The 17829-nt window shown below is 40.7% G+C and carries 18 protein-coding genes; 6 read left to right on the top strand and 12 right to left on the bottom strand.

The window, feature by feature from the left end:
• The first annotated feature begins 61 nt into the window (after positions 1-61).
• The 5 genes from B4A24_RS20880 to B4A24_RS20860 all read left to right on the top strand — a co-directional run bounded on the left by B4A24_RS20880 (position 62) and on the right by B4A24_RS20860 (position 3312).
• The gene (locus B4A24_RS20880) at positions 62-394 is read left to right on the top strand and encodes a hypothetical protein (RefSeq protein ID WP_293946901.1); all 333 of its coding nucleotides are present in this window, start codon (positions 62-64) and stop codon (positions 392-394) included.
• Positions 395-718: 324 nt separating this feature from the next.
• Positions 719-1315, top strand: a complete 597-nt coding sequence (locus tag B4A24_RS20875; RefSeq protein ID WP_293946900.1) for an FMN-dependent NADH-azoreductase — start codon at positions 719-721, stop codon at positions 1313-1315.
• A gap of 23 nt (positions 1316-1338) precedes the next feature.
• On the top strand, positions 1339-1701 hold the full coding sequence (locus B4A24_RS20870) for a DoxX family protein (RefSeq protein WP_293946899.1): 363 nt from the start codon (positions 1339-1341) through the stop codon (positions 1699-1701).
• A 142-nt stretch (positions 1702-1843) separates the two neighbouring features.
• Positions 1844-2401, top strand: a complete 558-nt coding sequence (locus tag B4A24_RS20865; RefSeq protein WP_293946898.1) for a Crp/Fnr family transcriptional regulator — start codon at positions 1844-1846, stop codon at positions 2399-2401.
• Between the two features lie 77 nt (positions 2402-2478).
• Positions 2479-3312 (top strand): SDR family oxidoreductase, encoded by an 834-nt coding sequence (locus B4A24_RS20860; protein ID WP_293946897.1) that lies wholly within the window; start codon positions 2479-2481, stop codon positions 3310-3312.
• A gap of 65 nt (positions 3313-3377) precedes the next feature.
• Here the strand turns inward: B4A24_RS20860 and B4A24_RS20855 are convergent, their stop codons facing one another.
• From B4A24_RS20855 to B4A24_RS20820, 8 genes are all read right to left on the bottom strand, one after another.
• A complete protein-coding gene (locus tag B4A24_RS20855) occupies positions 3378-3668 on the bottom strand; it encodes a DUF3861 domain-containing protein (protein WP_293946896.1) in 291 nt (96 codons plus the stop codon).
• Positions 3669-3999: 331 nt separating this feature from the next.
• Entirely contained in the window at positions 4000-6108 is a 2109-nt protein-coding gene (locus B4A24_RS20850; protein WP_293946895.1) for a hypothetical protein, read from the bottom strand.
• A 373-nt stretch (positions 6109-6481) separates the two neighbouring features.
• On the bottom strand, positions 6482-6670 hold the full coding sequence (locus tag B4A24_RS20845; RefSeq protein ID WP_293946894.1) for a hypothetical protein: 189 nt from the start codon (positions 6668-6670) through the stop codon (positions 6482-6484).
• Positions 6671-6777: 107 nt separating this feature from the next.
• Positions 6778-7260: a pyridoxamine 5'-phosphate oxidase family protein gene (locus tag B4A24_RS20840; protein ID WP_293946893.1), complete on the bottom strand. Its 483-nt coding sequence runs from the start codon at positions 7258-7260 to the stop codon at positions 6778-6780.
• A gap of 136 nt (positions 7261-7396) precedes the next feature.
• Positions 7397-9004, bottom strand: coding sequence for a sulfatase family protein (locus tag B4A24_RS20835; protein WP_293946892.1), 1608 nt, complete (start codon positions 9002-9004; stop codon positions 7397-7399).
• Positions 9005-9073: 69 nt separating this feature from the next.
• On the bottom strand, positions 9074-11080 hold the full coding sequence (locus B4A24_RS20830) for a BCCT family transporter (protein ID WP_293946891.1): 2007 nt from the start codon (positions 11078-11080) through the stop codon (positions 9074-9076).
• A gap of 184 nt (positions 11081-11264) precedes the next feature.
• The gene (locus B4A24_RS20825; protein WP_172392863.1) at positions 11265-11630 is read right to left on the bottom strand and encodes a DUF2200 domain-containing protein; all 366 of its coding nucleotides are present in this window, start codon (positions 11628-11630) and stop codon (positions 11265-11267) included.
• Positions 11631-11843: 213 nt separating this feature from the next.
• Entirely contained in the window at positions 11844-12269 is a 426-nt protein-coding gene (locus tag B4A24_RS20820) for an SRPBCC family protein (protein ID WP_293946890.1), read from the bottom strand.
• 222 nt (positions 12270-12491) lie between these two features.
• On the opposite strand from B4A24_RS20820, the gene B4A24_RS20815 reads away from it, so the two are divergent.
• Entirely contained in the window at positions 12492-12869 is a 378-nt protein-coding gene (locus B4A24_RS20815) for a nuclear transport factor 2 family protein (RefSeq protein ID WP_293946889.1), read from the top strand.
• 97 nt (positions 12870-12966) lie between these two features.
• Here the strand turns inward: B4A24_RS20815 and B4A24_RS20810 are convergent, their stop codons facing one another.
• The 4 genes from B4A24_RS20810 to B4A24_RS20795 all read right to left on the bottom strand — a co-directional run bounded on the left by B4A24_RS20810 (position 12967) and on the right by B4A24_RS20795 (position 17824).
• Entirely contained in the window at positions 12967-14034 is a 1068-nt protein-coding gene (locus tag B4A24_RS20810) for an SGNH/GDSL hydrolase family protein (RefSeq protein WP_293946888.1), read from the bottom strand.
• Between the two features lie 66 nt (positions 14035-14100).
• A complete protein-coding gene (locus B4A24_RS20805) occupies positions 14101-14973 on the bottom strand; it encodes a phosphodiester glycosidase family protein (RefSeq protein ID WP_293946887.1) in 873 nt (290 codons plus the stop codon).
• Between the two features lie 6 nt (positions 14974-14979).
• Positions 14980-16128: a YdcF family protein gene (locus B4A24_RS20800; protein ID WP_293946886.1), complete on the bottom strand. Its 1149-nt coding sequence runs from the start codon at positions 16126-16128 to the stop codon at positions 14980-14982.
• 1 nt (position 16129) lies between these two features.
• A complete protein-coding gene (locus tag B4A24_RS20795) occupies positions 16130-17824 on the bottom strand; it encodes a right-handed parallel beta-helix repeat-containing protein (RefSeq protein WP_293946885.1) in 1695 nt (564 codons plus the stop codon).
• Positions 17825-17829 lie beyond the last annotated feature (5 nt).

Below are 17829 nucleotides of genomic sequence, written 5' to 3'. Positions count from 1 at the left end.
TAAAAACACTTCAGAATTTTTTAATTTGCTTTGCAGTATCAAATCATTAAAATAATAAAATATGAAGAAAGTACTGTCATCTCTTGTAATCATGTTCATTACAATTATTAGCGTTGCCCAATCCACCAATAATAATTTTGTAGGTAAATGGAAGACTGAGGAAGGCTTCATTATCACCATCTCTAATAACAACGGAAAATTCTCCGGTGTTGATCCAAAAGGTCGCCCCACACTTTATAACGTACGTTTTGAAAAAAATGAGTGGAAGGGGACAGTGGAAAACCACGATACAGGCCAAAAGGGCAACTGCGAAATCTACCTGGAAGGGAAAAAACTGAAAATTGTGGCGCACAAGGGAATATTTTCAAAAACTCTTTATTGGGTAAAACAATAAACCCCGAAAATTATTTATTTTGGAAGACTGTTTTCCGGAATTATATGATCAATACTTCCGAAATCTCTCGTTTTCCTGCCTTGTGCTAATTATCAGAAGTGATTTCCCTTTTATGCAGCCCTATTGTCCACGGGCCACCTAGGACATATAACGCATCTTCGGTCGATAACGAGCGTTTTTTCTGAGTATTCTAATTGGTCTGTTGCCATTCTGTGTTTCATTTCTCTATACCTACTAACCCAAAAGTTACTACTTACTTTTGGGTAACTTCTATAGTTTGGTTAGCTAATATAGATACTTTTGGAGTATCATATTTTCAAAGAAATGAAACGAATATTGCACATAATTTCAAGTCCTAAAAAAACCGATTCTGCCAGCAGAGTTCTTGGGCAAAAAGTTGCTGAAAAGCTCAAAGAAAAATTACACGAAGTTGAGATAAAGGAATATGACCTCAATGAAATCCCGCACTTGAATGCTACACATATTGATGCCTTCTTTACGGCTCCTGAAAACCGGACATCCAAGCAGAAACACGAAATTGCTGTTTCTGACCGAGCAGTCACAGACTTAATCGAAACCGACATTTTAATTGTGGAAGCTCCCATGTATAACTGGAATATCCCCTCCACATTGAAAGCTTATTTTGACCAGATTGCCAGGGCTGGGCTCACATTCCGTTATACCGGAAAAGGAGCTTTACCTGAAGGATTGCTGAAAGACAAAATTGCTTATATAGTGACTTCCTCAGGAGGAATATACACAGAAGGTGAATTAAAGCCTTTCGATTTTACGACTAATTATGTCCGCTTTTTCCTTGAGCTCATAGGGATTGAAGTCGCCGGCATTTTCCGGGCGGACGGACAGGCTATATTGGGACGTGAAAAGGCTATACAGAAAGCTTTAGAAAGCATTACTATCTAAAAAGACATCAAATTAATTAAACAATGAAAGCACGAAAAATTATCTACTACACGACAACAGCAATAACTTCGCTAATGATGCTATTTATTGCATTTGAAACCCTCACTAAGCCAGAGGTTAAGGAGTCGATGGCACATTTAGGTTTCCCGGATTACTTTAGAATTGAGTTGGGAATTGCAAAAATAATGGGGGCAGTTTTTTTGTGGCTCCCCATTCGCCTGCTGAAAGAGTCGGCATATATAGGCTTTGCGATTATGTTTATCTCGGCGGCTCTTGCCCACTACATTGTTGGAGACCCAGCTGGAAAAGTATTTGCAGGCTTTGCTTTTCTTGTAATTTTGATTGTATCGTATGTAAGCAACGCACAACTTCAAAAAAAGAAATAACGAATTGAAATCTTTAAACATCAAAAAAAGAATAATATAATTCTAATTACAGATGCAACGGGTCAGAGTTTTCGTCATTCGCTACCAATTTGTTTTTAATTCCCGACATTAGAAACGGTTTGTTTTTTTTTAACTTGCTCCTATGGAAGAATTTATTGAATACATATTACAATTTGGTAATCTAAACAGGCAACAGATCAATCTGGTCAAAAGCAGGGCTAAAGAGATCGAACTTAATAAGGATGAATATTTCGCCGAGGCTGGAAAGGTATTAAAGCATGTTGGGTTTATCCTTGACGGTATTCTGCGTATTTATTACTACAATAACAATGGAGAAGAGATTACCAAGATTTTCTTGGAGGAGAAACATTTGCTTTTTAACTTGAAGAATGTCCCATCAACGGAATATATACAAGCAGCAACATCTTGTAAGCTGCTTGTGTTTTCCAATGCAGATTGGAAAGAGATTTCAGACACTATAGTGGATTGGGAAAACATTATCCAAAAAATCACCACCAAATCACTCGTTCAAAAACTGGAAAGAGTGAGTCCCCTAATATCACAAGATGCTACCACACGGTATTTGGAATTTATGGAGAAGTACCCAGCCCTTGCCAATCGCATTCCATTGTCATACATTGCCTCTTATCTCGGAATTACACCGCAATCTCTGAGTAGAATAAGAAAAAATATCCGTTGAGTCGCTTTTTACCAAATGGTAAGTAGGTTCATTTTTTAAGTCTGCATTTTTGCATTATCAATTCTAGAAATTAAAAAATGAACAAAACAATTTTCATCACCGGAGCATCATCAGGCCTAGGAAAAGCGAGCGCAAAATTATTCGCCTCAAAAGGCTGGACTGTAATTGCTACCATGCGCCAACCCGAGCAAGAAACCGAACTGACGCAGTTGCCGAACATTCATCTTCTGAAGTTGGATATTGGCGATATAAAGCAGATAGCCCAGATTGCAGAAAAAGCAGAGAGCATTAGCCCGGTTGACGTGCTGTTAAACAACGCAGCATATGGACTTATGGGGGCGTTTGAAGGAACTAGCGACGAACAATTACAGCAACTGATCAATATCAATTTTTTAGGAACAACACTCGTAACAAAAGCATTTCTTCCATACTTCAGAAAAAGAAAACAGGGAACAGTTTTGACGGTTACGTCTTCAACCGCAAATATCCCTTATCCCTTTGTGGCAATTTATGCTGCAACAAAATCAGCGTTAGAAACATGGACAGAAGGAATGAGCTATGAACTGGGTGCATTTGGTATAACTATCAAAACCATTGTGCCGGCATATATGCAGACAAACTTCGGCAGCAATGCCCAAATGGTTTCTCATCAGGAGTATCAGGAAGTTTTTAACCATTACATAAACTCAGTCAGAGCAGATTCGGCTACCAAACGTGACGCACCAGAAACCATCGCCCAGGTGGTGTACGAAGCAGCGACTGATGGTAAACTAAAATTGCATTATACTGCCGGTGATCTTGCTACTCTGGAATATGAATGGCTGAGAAAAGATGGCGTCGATACTGTCATTGACACAATGAATAAACGATTTCTTACCTCCCGCACTAGACACAAAAATTCTGAACACTAAGATAGTAGTATTCAAAATTATATGAGAAATGGCAATACCATTGAGCTCTTAGATTTTCGGATATGTTATCTCGTAGATTTAAGCTCCTTCATAAAATCCTTGAATGCAGGTAAAAATTCTTTAAATAAGGGATTATCCTTATTTCTCAGCATCACCTCACTGAAAAGTTTCAAGCCCACAATAAATTCAATATTATCGGATTTGTTTTCAAAACGACCACTATCTTTTGTCTTTTCTATCAACGAAAGGATATTGTCGTGATTTTCAAATTCAAATTTGATCGATCTTTGTTCCTGTGAACCATCTTTTAATCCCAATTCCTGTAAATGGATTTTATACTTATTATTTTTCTTCATTGCTGCTCAGATAAATTGTGAATCTCATTATTACAAAGCTGCAGTAAAAAGAACAACAACGGTAATAATAATAGGCAGAAAAGTTATAATATTCGGAAAACGGAACATAACAATACCAGTAAGTTGATTAATGTCTGAAACAAAATTAGCTTGCGAATTTGTAACCCTTGTATTAAAAACATACCTGTCATCAATTAAAGCACCAATTATGCGTTGGCATCGTGCATTTTGATTCACGATGCCAATCGTTGCCTTTACCCTGCATATTTTACTCACTATACACCAGTTATACTAAACACATAGCTACCTTTTCTTTCTATGATCAACTGCATCATGGTTGTAAAAGGTATATGGGGCTTAAAGCTGGCGCGTTTTGTTTCGCTATAGCCTTGGTCCGCCCAATGGGATGAATCTTGAGATTATCAAAATAAGGAGTGCTGACACGATTCTGCTGTAAGGATGCCATCAGTCCAGCCATGCCATGGGGATAGTGAGCCGATGTAGCTTTCACTACTTCCCTCCCATCGACAAAGCCTGTCAGTTCGTCACCTACAAATCGCAGTGTCAACGAATGCCACTGACAAGCGTTGATTCCTTCTATTTTGGCACTGGCCAATGTGTACTCTCCGCCCACCTCTTTATCGGTACGGGCCAGGATCAGGGCTTGCTGCTCGGCATCACCAATGAGTTCTTTCGGATCGGGTTTTCCTCTGGAAAGAACCAACGTACAGTTACCTTTGTCATCTAATTTGAGGTAATAGCCTTTAGCCCAAATGCCATAGCCCGAACCGACATCACTCAAGCGCCCCATTACGGCTGCCTCGTCTTGCGGATTTAGATAGACGTCGGCACTGATTTCATAGTCAATCCAGGCCGAATCGCCAAGAATAGTATAATGATGCCATTCCGGTGCCCAGCTAAGCGTATGCTCGCCCACCACCTGGCGAATACATTGTCCTTTGTGGTCTGGACGTTCGGTGAGTTCAAAGCTGCCGATCAGGTCAGCTGTATAATGTGGAAGGTAACCCCACTGTTCGGGATGTGCATAGCCGTCGAAGTTGTCTTCGTAAGGAATTGGGAAGGGTTTTGACTGTGGGATATTTGCAAATGTCCCCTTCTGCTGCCCCTTTGTTGTGGAGATAGAATAGACTGTATTGGGCTGAAGCGTGATGCTATAACTGCCATTTTTAGGTGTGATGTCAGCCATGCGAACGAATTGCTCCTGCGGATTGCTGTACCATACACAAAGTTTATCGGTTGACAAGCCCTTCGAAAGCTTAACCGTCACGGTCTGCGCCTTCTTGGCATCTTTTGTTTCAAAGATAATACTATAGTCGCCAGTCTTTGGATTTTTCAACGTAGCCATGCTCCCGCCATCTTTGAGATAGGCACAGCCATCATTGAGATACTGCCAGCCGATCTGAGTAAACTGCCCATAGTGGGCATAGCCCCAAAGCGCTTCACGCACCTTATAGTTGCCACTCCAGGGCTCACGGGCCAGCACCATGGCGGGGGTTTCACTGTATGGTTCCAGCGGGTATACCCCTGCTATATCATACCAGTTGATGACTCTGGTAGCGCCGCTGATAATATAATTCTCGTTGAAACACTTTACAATAGTAATCAGCGCATCGAAACCTTTGCGATAGACGTGATCCTCACTATTCCATATCGGTTTGCCCATTGCTTCGGCCATTGCCCGCTGTTCTTTGGTCAACTGAATCTCACTAAAGGTATGTGCGCTGACCACATCAAGTGCGTCTCGCAGTTCCTTGTCCTTCTGCATATCCTTTAGGAATTCCATTTTCGATTCGCCCCAGTTGTCGAAACCATGCAGTTTAACATTCCGGAAGCCATTTTCATTCATGGTCCTTCGGAGCATTTTGGCAAAGTCATAGCTGACGCCTTTCTCGTTATGGCATCCAATTGCATCTAATTCCAGACCATGGACTTGGCGCAGCCCCTGCAGCCAAGAGACATAATAGTCTACCATATCCTGAGACCAAAAATTACCCACCCATGCCGGGGCGCTCCAAGCGGTTCCGTCGAGCGCCAGCTGCGGATTGCGCCTTTTGGCCTCCTGCATGATCCACCACATATAGCCGCGCTGGTAATTGAAGTCTCCACGATAATGACTATGGCTGGGCATAGAGCCTTGCGTCGAGTTACCGTCACCTGGAATCTCGACCAGCAGCGAACTGACTGAACCACCAAACATAGGCTTATAGACCATATCAAAAATTTCGCTGCGCTGCTTCTCGGAATAGTCTTTGAGCAAAACGGATGTTGCTCCGCCACCATTGACTACTCCGATACCGTCAAAACGCTTTCCCTGGCCTTTGCCACTCAATTGTATGGATTGCTGTGCGATGCTAATAGAGGAAGAACAGATCATCAATAATAAAGTGATCTGCCATTTTTTCTTTGGTTTCTTTATCATAAAAAAATTAATTGAATGCCTTATTCAATTTAAACGCCTGTCCATAACTGGCAATAGCCTCAAAAATAGAAATAGTATTAAAAGACGTTTCATTGGTTATTGTTTCAAAACTGTGGGTTAAAATACTGATTTTATAAATTCTCACATCATAACTAATCATTTTATACCCTAACCTGAAACATTTGGCCCCCTAGCTAGAACATCATATATTGAATTTATTGACCTAGAGGAACAATTTAATAATCCTGATTTTATTTCCATCGAATCCGATGGAATTCGTTTATGCGAATGAAACCAACCTGCTTAATGTAGCACTGTCTGGAATGATCGCAAAACAATGGAGAATTAAAGTTCAAATATTGAAAAACCTATATCATTTAGACTTATAGATGGTAGATGATTGTTCATAAATATCATCTGGTTTTTTCTCATTAAATAATTCTTGAAATTTTTTCATGGCATAATCGTAATCGGAACGATTAACTTGTGCGGTTAAAAACTGCGCAGAAAACAGAAATAAAACAAGAAGGATATAAAACTTATAATTTAGTTTATTTTTCATTTTTATGCATTTAAATAGTATTCGGATCTTGTGCATCACAGAAGAGCCACTCAAGCTGGATTTTCGATGAGCATGTGTAAAATACTTAACTTTTCGCTCAACCCTGGCTAAATAAAATCTGTATCTCGTCCGGAAATTGCTCTGCCTAGCACTTTTAAAATTGTGATAAGACTCCCGGAATCGGATTTCCAATATTGGGTAGCTGTCACTCTTAATCTTAATACTCTAATTTTAGGATCATCAGCACCTTTTTCAAACAATTTTGTGTCTATATGATTTCGATATTTCTGAATTCGGGTTTTGCTGTCGCTGACCATACCGTTGCCAACGATACGAATAAACTGAAGGTCCCCTGGTCTGGTATAGATGAGGGTTACATTATCATTTGTCTGCAAGTTCTTAAAGGAGGTACTTTCAGAAGAAATCAGATGCCAAATATCACCATCGTCATCCAACTCTTGTCTTTTTAAGGATACCACATTTGGAAATTGTTCATTTTCTGAAAACGTGCACATCATTCCTACATCAATATCGGCGACCATCATTTTTAGCTTATCGACTTCGGATCTGTTTATGTATTTATTTTTCATGCTGTATTTAATTATTACTATAATATAAAAGAACAGGACTAAAAATAATATCGTTTCAGACTTTCTACGCTTTTTGACTGGGGTTATTACGCAAATCTTAGATTCTATTTGGATAAGAGCAAAAAGAAAGGATCAATTATACTTTTGGCTTCTTTGGAAGAAAGGACTTATCATTTACTGTCGAATCTTTATACTCTTTTCTAAGCTGTTCGAGCTTTTTATGCATTGTCGCTCGTACAGTTTTATACTTGGGGTCATGATACACATTATTCAGTTCTTGGGGATCTGTTTCTAGATCGTAAAGTTCCCATTCATCCACATCGTAATAAAAGTGGATAAGCTTGTATCGATCGGTTCGAACGCCATAATGCCTTTTTACTGCATGAATACCAGGATATTCATAATAGGTGTAATAGACTGCATCGCGCCAGTTTTCGTCTTTGCCGCTGGCCAGTTTTCTGAACGACTTACCTTGCATGTCTGCTGGGATAGCTACATTTGCATAATCAAGCAATGTGGGGGCGAAGTCAAGGTTCTGAACAAGGGCATCAGATTTTTTTCCGCCTTCTATTTCAGCTGGATAACGTAACAGTAGTGGCGTGCGCAAAGATTCTTCATACATGAATCTTTTATCAAACCAGCCGTGTTCGCCTAAATAAAATCCCTGATCGGATGTATAAACCACTATGGTGTTTTCGTCCAGTCCATTTTCTTTTAAAAAATCGAGCATACGCCCTACCCCTTCGTCAACCGCAGCGACTGTTCCCAGGTAATCCTGCATATAGCGTTGGTAGCGCCAACGCATAAGTTCCTGTTGGTTCATGGATGGATATTTCCTTTTGAAATCTTCCATAATAGGATTATACACCTTATCCCAAGCTTCGCGCTCCTCTGTGGTCATCCTTCCTAGCATGTTATTATAAGCAGTTTTGTCCCAGCTCATAAATCCTTTCAGTCCCAATTCGTCCATCATTGCGGGGGGTACTTTATTGTCACCAGCCCAGTTCATATTTTTCAGAATATTCATTTCTGCGGTTTTAGCTGCAGTACCTCTATTTTTAAAATCGTCAAACAATGTCTTGGGCTCCGGAAAGTTCATTTTCGTATACTCCTCTAGGTGTCTGAGAGCCGGCAACCATTCACGATGTGGGGCTTTTTGGTGAAAGAGTAGGCAAAAGGGCTTGCTCTGGTCGCGGTTTTTGATCCAATCAATTGCCATGTCAGCTGTCAGATCAGTCACGTAGCCATGAAGCTGTTGCTTAGTGCCATTGATGATAAAATTAGGATTATAATATTCTCCTTGATCTATGAGCACCGCGGAATGATCAAATCCTTGTGGAAGACCATCCATATGTATTTTACCAATTAATGCTGTTTGATATCCATGTTGCTGAAGCTCTTTGGCAAAATTGTCCTGGTTCCAATCAAAGCGTGCTTCATTATCTACTTTGCCATTGATAAAACTATGTTTACCTGTTAAAAGTACCGCCCGGCTGGGTGCACAGAGGGAATTCGTGACCGACGCTCTTGTAAAAAGAACACCTTCTTTTGCAAGACGATCAATATTTGGTGTCCAATTCAACCCATATCCATACGCGCTGACAGCTTGATATGCATGATCATCGCTCATGATATAAACAATATTTGGTCTTTGCTTAGAAGCTTTTAATGATTGCGCAAAGGCTGGTTGTAAGAAAAGAACTGTAATAAGCGCAAAGAGTTCATTTTTTATATTCACCTTCATCTATTTAGTTTTATTGTTTTATATATCGGATTACTCTTCCTAGGGATAAGCTAAAACACCTGACATAGTTCAGCTCATTTTCTTATTGGCATTGCTGCTGATAAACATTTCATTTTTCTCTTCCGAAATAATCTCCAAAAAGCGTTCATAATGTTTGAGCACATCGCTAATGAGCTCATTTTTGGTAAAGTACTGCACATCATATCCCTCACGGGCATCACCAAAATAAGATTTCGGAAAATACGTTTTCTTGTCTTCAAGATCGGGTAGGTTATCCTCTTCCATGACATAATCGGATACCAGTTTGACTTGGTTTTTGACACCATATATGAAGTTGTTGACCACATCATAGCGGATTTCAATTTCCATCCTTTTGGGGCCGTCCAGCCACTGAATTTTGGCTTCAATCCCATTCTGTTTAAATTCATCCCTGAGTTCTTCGAACGCCATCTTTACCGTAGTATCGATAAATTGGTCAACAGAAGCACTACTTTTAAATGAAACGATTTGTTTTAACCGGTCTTTCCAAAATTCTCCCGACCAAGGGACAGTGCTTACCGAAAAATCCCGCTCATAATAGCTGCGGTCAATAATTAGGGCTTTCACCAAGCTGACGCAGAAAAGTAGCATAATAATAGAAAAGGGCAATGCTGTAATAAGTGTCATGGTCTGCAAGGCCTGCAGGCCCCCGGTATTTAATAGCATCAGGGCGAGGATAGCCAGCAGCGCTCCCCAAAAAACCATCTGCCATTTGGGCGATTTGGTAGAGTTCTTAGTCGCGATACTGTCCATCACAAATATTCCGGAATCTGCCGATGTTACAAAAAATATGACGATAATAAGAATAACCAGGTAACTAACCAGATCAGAGAATGGCATATAATCCATAAATTCAAACATCAGTGCATCCGGATTGTCGGCTAACGCGCTCAAAGCTCCCTTTGCAACGTTGATGTCAAACCAAATTGCGCTATTCCCAAAAACAGACATCCATATGAAATTAAATAAAGTCGGGATAACCAGCACTGCTGCTACAAATTCACGAATAGTACGCCCCTTTGAAATTTTGGCAATAAAAAGCCCTACATAGGGTGACCAGGATATCCACCAAGCCCAATAGAGGATCGTCCAGTTGTAAAACCAGGGTAACGTAGCCTCATTATAGACATGCGTGTCAAATGTCAGGCTAAAAAAATTATTGATATAGTTCCCAACCCCTTCTGTAAAACTACCGATAAGGTAAACCGTGGGACCGAGAAATAGCACAAACAACAAAAGCACCACTACCGTAATAATATTGATGCTACTCAATAACTTCACGCCCTTATCTACCCCTGAAGTTGCTGATATAATCGAGAGCAAGGTCAATATCACCACAATAATGATCTGATAGGTAAAACTGCTCTCGGGTACAATTCCTAATGTCTGTAAGCCTGCATTCACCTGTACCACGCCAAATCCTAAGGTCGTGGTAATACCAAAAAAGGTGCTGCACAGCGCAAATACATCAATGGCATTGCCCATCTTTCCATTGATTTTGTTTTTTAAGAGCGGATAAAAGCAGCTACGGAGTGAAAGCGGCAGTCGGTAGCGGTAGGCAAAGTACGATAATGCCAATCCTACCACGCCATAAATAGCCCAGGCGTGGATCCCCCAATGAAAGAAGGTATACAGCTGTGCATTTTTAGCACGATTAATATAGTGATTTGCGGAAAAAACATCGGTCGAATAATGCTGCATAGGCTCGGCTACACTAAAATACATCAAACCAATACCCATTCCTGCTGCAAATAGCATCGAAATCCAGGAGAAAAACGAGTACTCTGGCTTACTGTCGTTGCTACCTAGCTTGATATTCCCAAACTTGCTAAACATCAGATAAACTAGAAAGATAACAAACAGCGTCACTCCCCATACATACACCCAGTTGAGGTTAACAAAAATAAATTCCTTGACCGTATCTAATATACGTGCCGTCAATGTTGGGAGAAACACCGATAAAAGACATACTCCGACAATAAAGACTAAACTTGGGATTACAATACCTTTATTAAAAGTCGATTTGGATAGGATCACTAGATTTAATTTATGTAAAGAAAAAGCCCTTTATTTACGTATTTAACAATTGGTGAACCCGATTGTTCAGAAAAAAATGAAATTAAAAATGACAATGCTCCTTCAGTGTTGGCTGTATGTAGCGTTTATTTCACCTAATGCTACGGTACTTCCATTTTTCATGATTTGAGGTAAAGAAAAAGCTTTAAGCGGTTCTCAAAATCTTTTCCATTTTTCGGCCTTTGGCCAATTCATCTATCAGCTTATCCAGATACCTTGCTTTCTGCGTAAGTGGATTTTCAATTTCCTCTATCCGATAACCACAGATCGTGCCGGTGATGAGATGAGCATTGGGGTTAAGATCAGCTCGTTCGAAGAAAGTTTGAAAGGTTACTTTCTCCTCAATCAATGCTTGCAGCTTAGTCTCATCAAAGCCGGTCAGCCATTCAATTACCTGGTGCAGTTCCTCTTTTGTTCTGCCTTTGGTTTCTACCTTTTTCACATAATGGGGATAGACAGATGCGAAAGTCATGTTTGCTATCCTATTGTTATGTTCCGCTGTGGCTTTCATACGATTATTTGCTGATTTGCTCCGCCAATCCGACCGAGACTCCTCGTATCACGATTGCAACAGAACTTGTACACTAATTTTACCGTTAAGCTACGAAATACACCATATATCTCCCACTTATTATAAGGCAATTTTTTACTTTTTAAGCTTCGAGAGCAATTTGTCCAATTGTTGAAAGTCAATGGTCATACCTTCTTGGAAGCCCATATCGATCTACTTTTCAAGGTCTGCAAGGCTGTCGTAGGTCAGGAGCATATCTACCCGTACTTTATGGTCTACTGGTACAAATGTATTCTCCCATAAGTTTTGTGGCAACTCCAAGTTCAACACACCATTTTCATCGCTGAAACCGCCTTTGGATGAAAAGAATTTCTCTTTTACAATGGAAATAAAATTAGTCCTGGACCAACCTTTATCTCCCTCAGGGCTGACCATTGCATAGAGCCAGAAGCCACCTTCCCGAAAATCCAATGTTTTTGTTTCTGCTCTCCAAGGCTCAGGCCCCCACCATTGGTCAAGTAAATCCGCGGTTGTCCATGCCTTCCAGACCAGTTCTATACCTGCATCAAATTCACGGGTAATGCTAATGGTATTGTTTTCCTTGTTGACAATGAAATCAAATAATAGCTTGCTGTTCATGATTGTTATAATTGTTTGTCCGCTTTATAATTTAATAACACCGTTCCGACATCAAAAGTTTTCGTGCCGGACTTTATTCCATCAGTGACACTATATCTATCATTTCGTAATTCAATACTAATATTCGCCATACTAAATCAAACTTTTACTATATTTATTTACGAAACTTTTTATGTGCACACACCCTATAAATAGATGTTATTAAAATTATAGAATCAGGATATGGACAAAATCACTAAAGAGCATGTAACCGATGCGGAAAATCAGCTTTTTTTAGCCCAGCTAGCAAGCGATGTAGATGCGCTGGACCAGCTATTGCATGACGATCTTATTGCCGTTACACCGACAGGGCAAACGCTAACGAAAGAATTGGACTTAAATGCACATAGATCGAAAGCAATGATTATTGAGGATGCTTCAATAGCGATTGATGATATTAGAATAATCGAAGATACTGCGCTTTCCATTGTGACGATAACTGCAAAAGGAAAAGTAATGGGAACTCCATTAGAAGGAAAATTCAGGTATTTTAGGGTTTGGAAAAATGTTGATGGCAAATTAAAAGTCATTGGCGCCAGTTTCATGCAATTGCCTGAATAAAGATGCATGGGGCACGTTAACCTTGCTCAAATCGTAATTTGTAGGTGATGTAGGTTTTATAGCTGCAAGAAAAGTAATTACCTCACTATCATACAATTTAAAAAATAACCTCTACTTTATCGCCAATAATTTTTAGCATCCTTTCAAATCCGACATCTGTCGGATGAGTGCCATCCACGGTTCCTTCTGAATCATCACCTATTAAATGATCTGTAGGGATGTAATACAAATTTTTACATCCCGCCTGCTGCAGTCTCTCATACTGTAGGCTAAAATTCTTGTTCTGCTCGATCAATCGTGCTCTCCACTTTAAATTATAATTACCAAGCTGACGCGTAATACTCTCTACCATCAATATAGGTGTCTGGGGATGAGATTTACGAAGCCGCTTCACGAAATTAAACGTTCTTTCTTTGACCTCCTCTGGGCTGCTATTTGGCACACAGTCCATGATGATCAAATCTACAGAACCAATATCACTTAGCATATCGGCCACAGCTGGCTCCATGCGGGCATTGCCACTAACTCCCATATTAATCACATTTGCATTCAACTTACGCCCCAGCTGAGCCGGATAAGCTAGCCCTGGGCGGCTTGCCGAAGCTCCATGAACAATGCTGGATCCATAAATAACAATGGTTTTATCAAAAGATTGCTTGGTATCGATAAAGGATGCATTCTCATCAATAATTACATCAAAATCCAATAATTCTTTATACAAAGGGAAATAAAGAAGAAATTCCTTTTCGGTTTTCGCCATATCTTCGACCACAGTAGCCGTGCTTTCCGCATTTTTGAGATCAGGACGAGCAACTCCTGCAAAACGCCAACCATTAACTTCCTTTATATATGCATCAAAACCCCGGGACATAATCGGAGTAGAATTATTACCCAGCGCCGCATCGACAGTCTTCCATCGTAGGGATAATTTGCTGGTATTGCTCTTGAAGGTTACAAATAGTCCCGCAGCATGGGTATACAATTTCTTCACCGCGGCCGGAAGTTCTATGTACTTTGCCGTATCTATTCTATGAAATTTTGGTGTATTGTCAAAAGGTCTTCCTTGGATCTCAAATCTGGAGGCCGGCACAACTTGTTGCGCGTAAATAGAAAGTGAACTACAAGTAAGAAAGAGAAAGATAAGAATAATGTTCTTTTTTTCCATTTTGCTTTAATTAAAACCGTCTCGATATTTCACGAGACGGCATTTACATCATAAATATATTATTTTTTATTTCACCGTGAATACAGTAGCTACGGATCGTTCGCCCTCATGATCAAATTTTCCATTGTCAGACGGATAGTTTACAATACCCTCTCCTTTGACCCAAGCCGTGGACGACCCGCCACCGTCGTAATTTAAGGCGGAAGTACAGCCCAAGGCGGCCATGAGTTCTCCCAGCTGAGGTATCGTAAGCCCTTGTGACTGGGATGACCTACCATCGATAACGGCAACGATCAGCTTATTATCCTTGGTAAGTCCTACGGCCGTACGGGGATGTCTGCTGGTATTGAATTCAACATTTAGCTGCTCCAATATTTTACCATCCTGCATCAATAAGGGGCCTCCGGCTAATGCAGCTGTGGAGCTCACAGCGGCCCAGCCCCCAACGGGTTTGGGTACAATCTGAAAGTTTGATCCAGTGAAAGTAAACGCGCCGTTTTCACGGTAACTATTAAATCCATTTACCGTTTGGTTGATAATCTGACCGTCGTATTTGAAAAATACGGTCGACCCACCTGTACTTGTATTGAAATAGCTTCCGTTGAAGGCAACGGAAGCCCCCTTAGCGGTAGCAGCATCGCTTGTTTTCAGAAATCCACTCTTCACATAGGGGATCTCGATGTTTAAACCTTTTCCCAAATCAATCTCAAATACATTGATGTATTGTTTGGAATCAAATATTCTTGGAAATTGATAATATTTCCAAACTATACCATCTGCAACATTCTTCGTATTCCAGTCTGTCGTACTGATGAGGTCAGTAAGATCGTCATTTTGTTCAATACTGTAGTCATAGGGCAACTGCGTGCCGCCGTCATTTTTCTTGCATGAAATGACAAGAAAAAACAGGATCAGACTATATATATATTTTCGTGTCATCTGTTTTTATTTTGTTTCGCCGATCCATTTTAACTTTAATGGAATAGCATTTCCAATTATATTATGATCAATCGTACATGTTATAGATTCCATATTACGATAAAAAACCACGTTATTTTCCGCTGAAAGCAACCTTATAGCACTTACATTGCCTTTGCCCCAGCTATACGGCCAGTTGACATAATAATGTTGTGGCAAAGTTTCCTGGACATATAGAAACTGCTTCCCTTTTTTCTCTGCCAATGCCATCTTTTCGTTTCCGATCAATATAAGTGTTTTGCCCTGAATGTATCCTGTATTAAAATTGTTCCAATTTAATGGTTCAGGCAGTACCAACCATTCCTTTATAGACTGTTCCTGCAGTACCTTGAAATCCTTTTTTGAAACTTTACGGCAAAGTCCTTCGAATAAGATATACCATGCAGCCTTGTCGTCAATGAATATCGGCGGGTTAAACTCTGAACTGCTTTTCAAAAACGGAAATAACTTCTGTACAGGCGTGATACTAAATGTTGTATTCGCAATATCCGTGGTATAGATGATATCCTGAGTGAGATAACATAGGCTATCTTTTTTCGTCCATACGGCCTCAGGTGTCAACCAGGTTCCTTTTAAAGTAAAAAGATGATTATCCGTGTAACCGTTAAATATAGCCGCATAATCAAGACGATCTTCTTTTTTGGGCTGAATGGCTCCTTCAATAAAAAACTTTGCTATCACTCCATCGTATTTCTCCAATCGAGCGGCAACAGAGATCGCATGCCAGTGATCGGAAACCACATACACGGTATCTCCTGGTTGAATGATTCGCTCTCCATCGTTATTTTTCAGACGCCTGCTGAAAATATAGTTCTGCACGGTGGTTTTGGAGTTTTCTTCTTTGAAGATCAACTTTGCTGGGACTCCTTTACTCGTCAATTGCAGCGCCATCGAAGATGCTTCACAGATCTTAGAGCCGTGAGCACCACAACCACCGGAGACAACAATAGCGTCCATTGGTCGTATTCGGTACAACTGAGTAGCGACGTCCACCCGCCTCGATAGTACTTCAGGGTTAGCGGACCCCAATAGCAGCAGGATATTTTTGTGCTCAGCGCCCCAGCTGTTGCCCAATAAAAGAAAGGTAATGATAAATAGACAGCTTAATTGTTTCATCCTATTTCACTTTTGCCCCCATCCAACCGGAAGAGCGCGGATTATTATTCATATCATATTGTATGCGGGCATCCAAGACTGGATTATATTTTTTGGCAAGCTCCTGTAAAGCTGAAGATGCCAAGCCGTAACTCATGGCCGGGTTGTCGTTACCTACAGGTACGTTGGCTTGATTTAACATCGTTGCAGGTTCAAAGGAAACCTTTGGAATAAGAGCTCCATCGCTACCATAAACAGATTTTACCGTCACGGAATGCTGTATCAGCGGAATAATAGATGTATTATCTGAATAGGCATCTACATCGGTAGAACTACCCGCTTGGGTATTACCAGAAACAATCGAGTTGATTAAGGTCAGATTGTTTACATTGTTACGCCGATAGATTCCTCCTCCGGGTCCAACGCTATTATTTTTGGTAATGGTGGTACTGATCACGTCTGCTTTACAATTATCATAGAGCATCAGTCCGCCGCCGCCATTGGCTGATGTACTCGAATTTTCGGCCAATAGGCAATTGACAAAAATCCCCTTTGATCCTTCACGCAGATAGACTCCAGCTCCATAGGACGTATTTGAATTGCCGATAACCTCACAATTATAAAGCGTAATATTCGCATTGGGATAAGCATGTACTCCTCCGGCGGTACCTTTTGCACTGTTGTTATTAAACTGACTTTCGAATGCAATCAATGATCCATCGGCAATCCATACCCCTCCGCCGTTATTCCCACTATTGATATTGTTGTTTATGCGACATTTTTCTAAACTTAGCTGGGCTCCCGAAAAGGCATATATACCGGCAGCAAAACCAGCTGTACCCTTGTCTGCAGTAGCTTTGTTGTCAACCACCGCTACATTTTTGAGTGAAACTTTAGCAGCAGCAATTAACATCCCTCCGCCCTGACCCCGGCTAAATTTCACGTTATTGATTGTTGTACTGCTACTCCGGTCGGTAGCATTACCGCCCTTGATGCTGATATTCTCTAGAACAACTTTATTATCGGGATCCAACGTAGCTGTAACAGTTACAGTATGAAAAACGGATTTCCCTGAGGAGAGCTTTCCGTCAAAGGTAGTCTTATATCGCGTGGGGTCAGGCTGGTCGCCAGGTTTGGCATTGGATGCATAACCGCCGACAAGACTGACATTCTTGGAAATTTCTATCGTTTTATCAGATTCCTCATTCACATCGCCATTGCGAATTGTCTTGGAGGGAACGTAGGTTCCTTCTGTCAAAAAGATTGTACTACCTGTCGTTGCTTTTTCGAGGGCTAGGTCGAGATTCGCAGAGGTACTCCATGAACTGCCATCGCCTGTGCCATTGGGTGTGACATAAAAGACAGGGACTTTTCCGGACTCTTGCAAAATTAAAATCTCTTGCGACAGGTTATCGTTTACCTTGAGCAATAGGGTTGCAGAACGCTCATCATCGGAGTTTTTCGAAACAGAGAACTTGATCTTATTTTTCCCTTTCGAATAAACTGTGCTATCCAGTTTGATCCAGTCCATGTCGGTACTTACAGTAATCTCCGCATTGGACAGTACGTCCAATTGGTAGGTATCAGCCCTACTGCCAACTTCAACGTAATCCTGATTGACCAGGAACCGCTGTTCGCTTTCGACTTTATCCTTCTTGCAGCTCTGCATGCCTAAGGCAAGGAAAAAAGCCATGAAAATATATAATGATTTTTTCATTGAAA

This window comes from Sphingobacterium sp. UBA7249, from assembly GCF_002472835.1.
GTDB classification, from domain to species: domain Bacteria; phylum Bacteroidota; class Bacteroidia; order Sphingobacteriales; family Sphingobacteriaceae; genus Sphingobacterium; species Sphingobacterium prati.
Note: the sequence above shows the minus strand (reverse complement) of the source record. Positions and strands in the feature narration are given on the sequence as shown.

Bases quoted from the DNA above. Each gene is read 5' to 3' on its own strand.
- B4A24_RS20845 (WP_293946894.1), bottom strand. From the start codon at position 6,670: ATGAAAAATAAACTAAATTATAAGTTTTATATCCTTCTTGTTTTATTT.
- B4A24_RS20855 (WP_293946896.1), bottom strand. From the start codon at position 3,668: ATGAAGAAAAATAATAAGTATAAAATCCATTTACAGGAATTGGGATTA.
- B4A24_RS20880 (WP_293946901.1), top strand. From the start codon at position 62: ATGAAGAAAGTACTGTCATCTCTTGTAATCATGTTCATTACAATTATT.
- B4A24_RS20820 (WP_293946890.1), bottom strand. From the start codon at position 12,269: ATGAACAGCAAGCTATTATTTGATTTCATTGTCAACAAGGAAAACAAT.
- B4A24_RS20815 (WP_293946889.1), top strand. From the start codon at position 12,492: ATGGACAAAATCACTAAAGAGCATGTAACCGATGCGGAAAATCAGCTT.
- B4A24_RS20875 (WP_293946900.1), top strand. From the start codon at position 719: ATGAAACGAATATTGCACATAATTTCAAGTCCTAAAAAAACCGATTCT.
- B4A24_RS20810 (WP_293946888.1), bottom strand. From the start codon at position 14,034: ATGGAAAAAAAGAACATTATTCTTATCTTTCTCTTTCTTACTTGTAGT.
- B4A24_RS20850 (WP_293946895.1), bottom strand. From the start codon at position 6,108: ATGATAAAGAAACCAAAGAAAAAATGGCAGATCACTTTATTATTGATG.
- B4A24_RS20825 (WP_172392863.1), bottom strand. From the start codon at position 11,630: ATGAAAGCCACAGCGGAACATAACAATAGGATAGCAAACATGACTTTC.
- B4A24_RS20835 (WP_293946892.1), bottom strand. From the start codon at position 9,004: ATGAAGGTGAATATAAAAAATGAACTCTTTGCGCTTATTACAGTTCTT.
- B4A24_RS20865 (WP_293946898.1), top strand. From the start codon at position 1,844: ATGGAAGAATTTATTGAATACATATTACAATTTGGTAATCTAAACAGG.
- B4A24_RS20800 (WP_293946886.1), bottom strand. From the start codon at position 16,128: ATGAAACAATTAAGCTGTCTATTTATCATTACCTTTCTTTTATTGGGC.
- B4A24_RS20860 (WP_293946897.1), top strand. From the start codon at position 2,479: ATGAACAAAACAATTTTCATCACCGGAGCATCATCAGGCCTAGGAAAA.
- B4A24_RS20805 (WP_293946887.1), bottom strand. From the start codon at position 14,973: ATGACACGAAAATATATATATAGTCTGATCCTGTTTTTTCTTGTCATT.
- B4A24_RS20870 (WP_293946899.1), top strand. From the start codon at position 1,339: ATGAAAGCACGAAAAATTATCTACTACACGACAACAGCAATAACTTCG.
- B4A24_RS20840 (WP_293946893.1), bottom strand. From the start codon at position 7,260: ATGAAAAATAAATACATAAACAGATCCGAAGTCGATAAGCTAAAAATG.
- B4A24_RS20795 (WP_293946885.1), bottom strand. From the start codon at position 17,824: ATGAAAAAATCATTATATATTTTCATGGCTTTTTTCCTTGCCTTAGGC.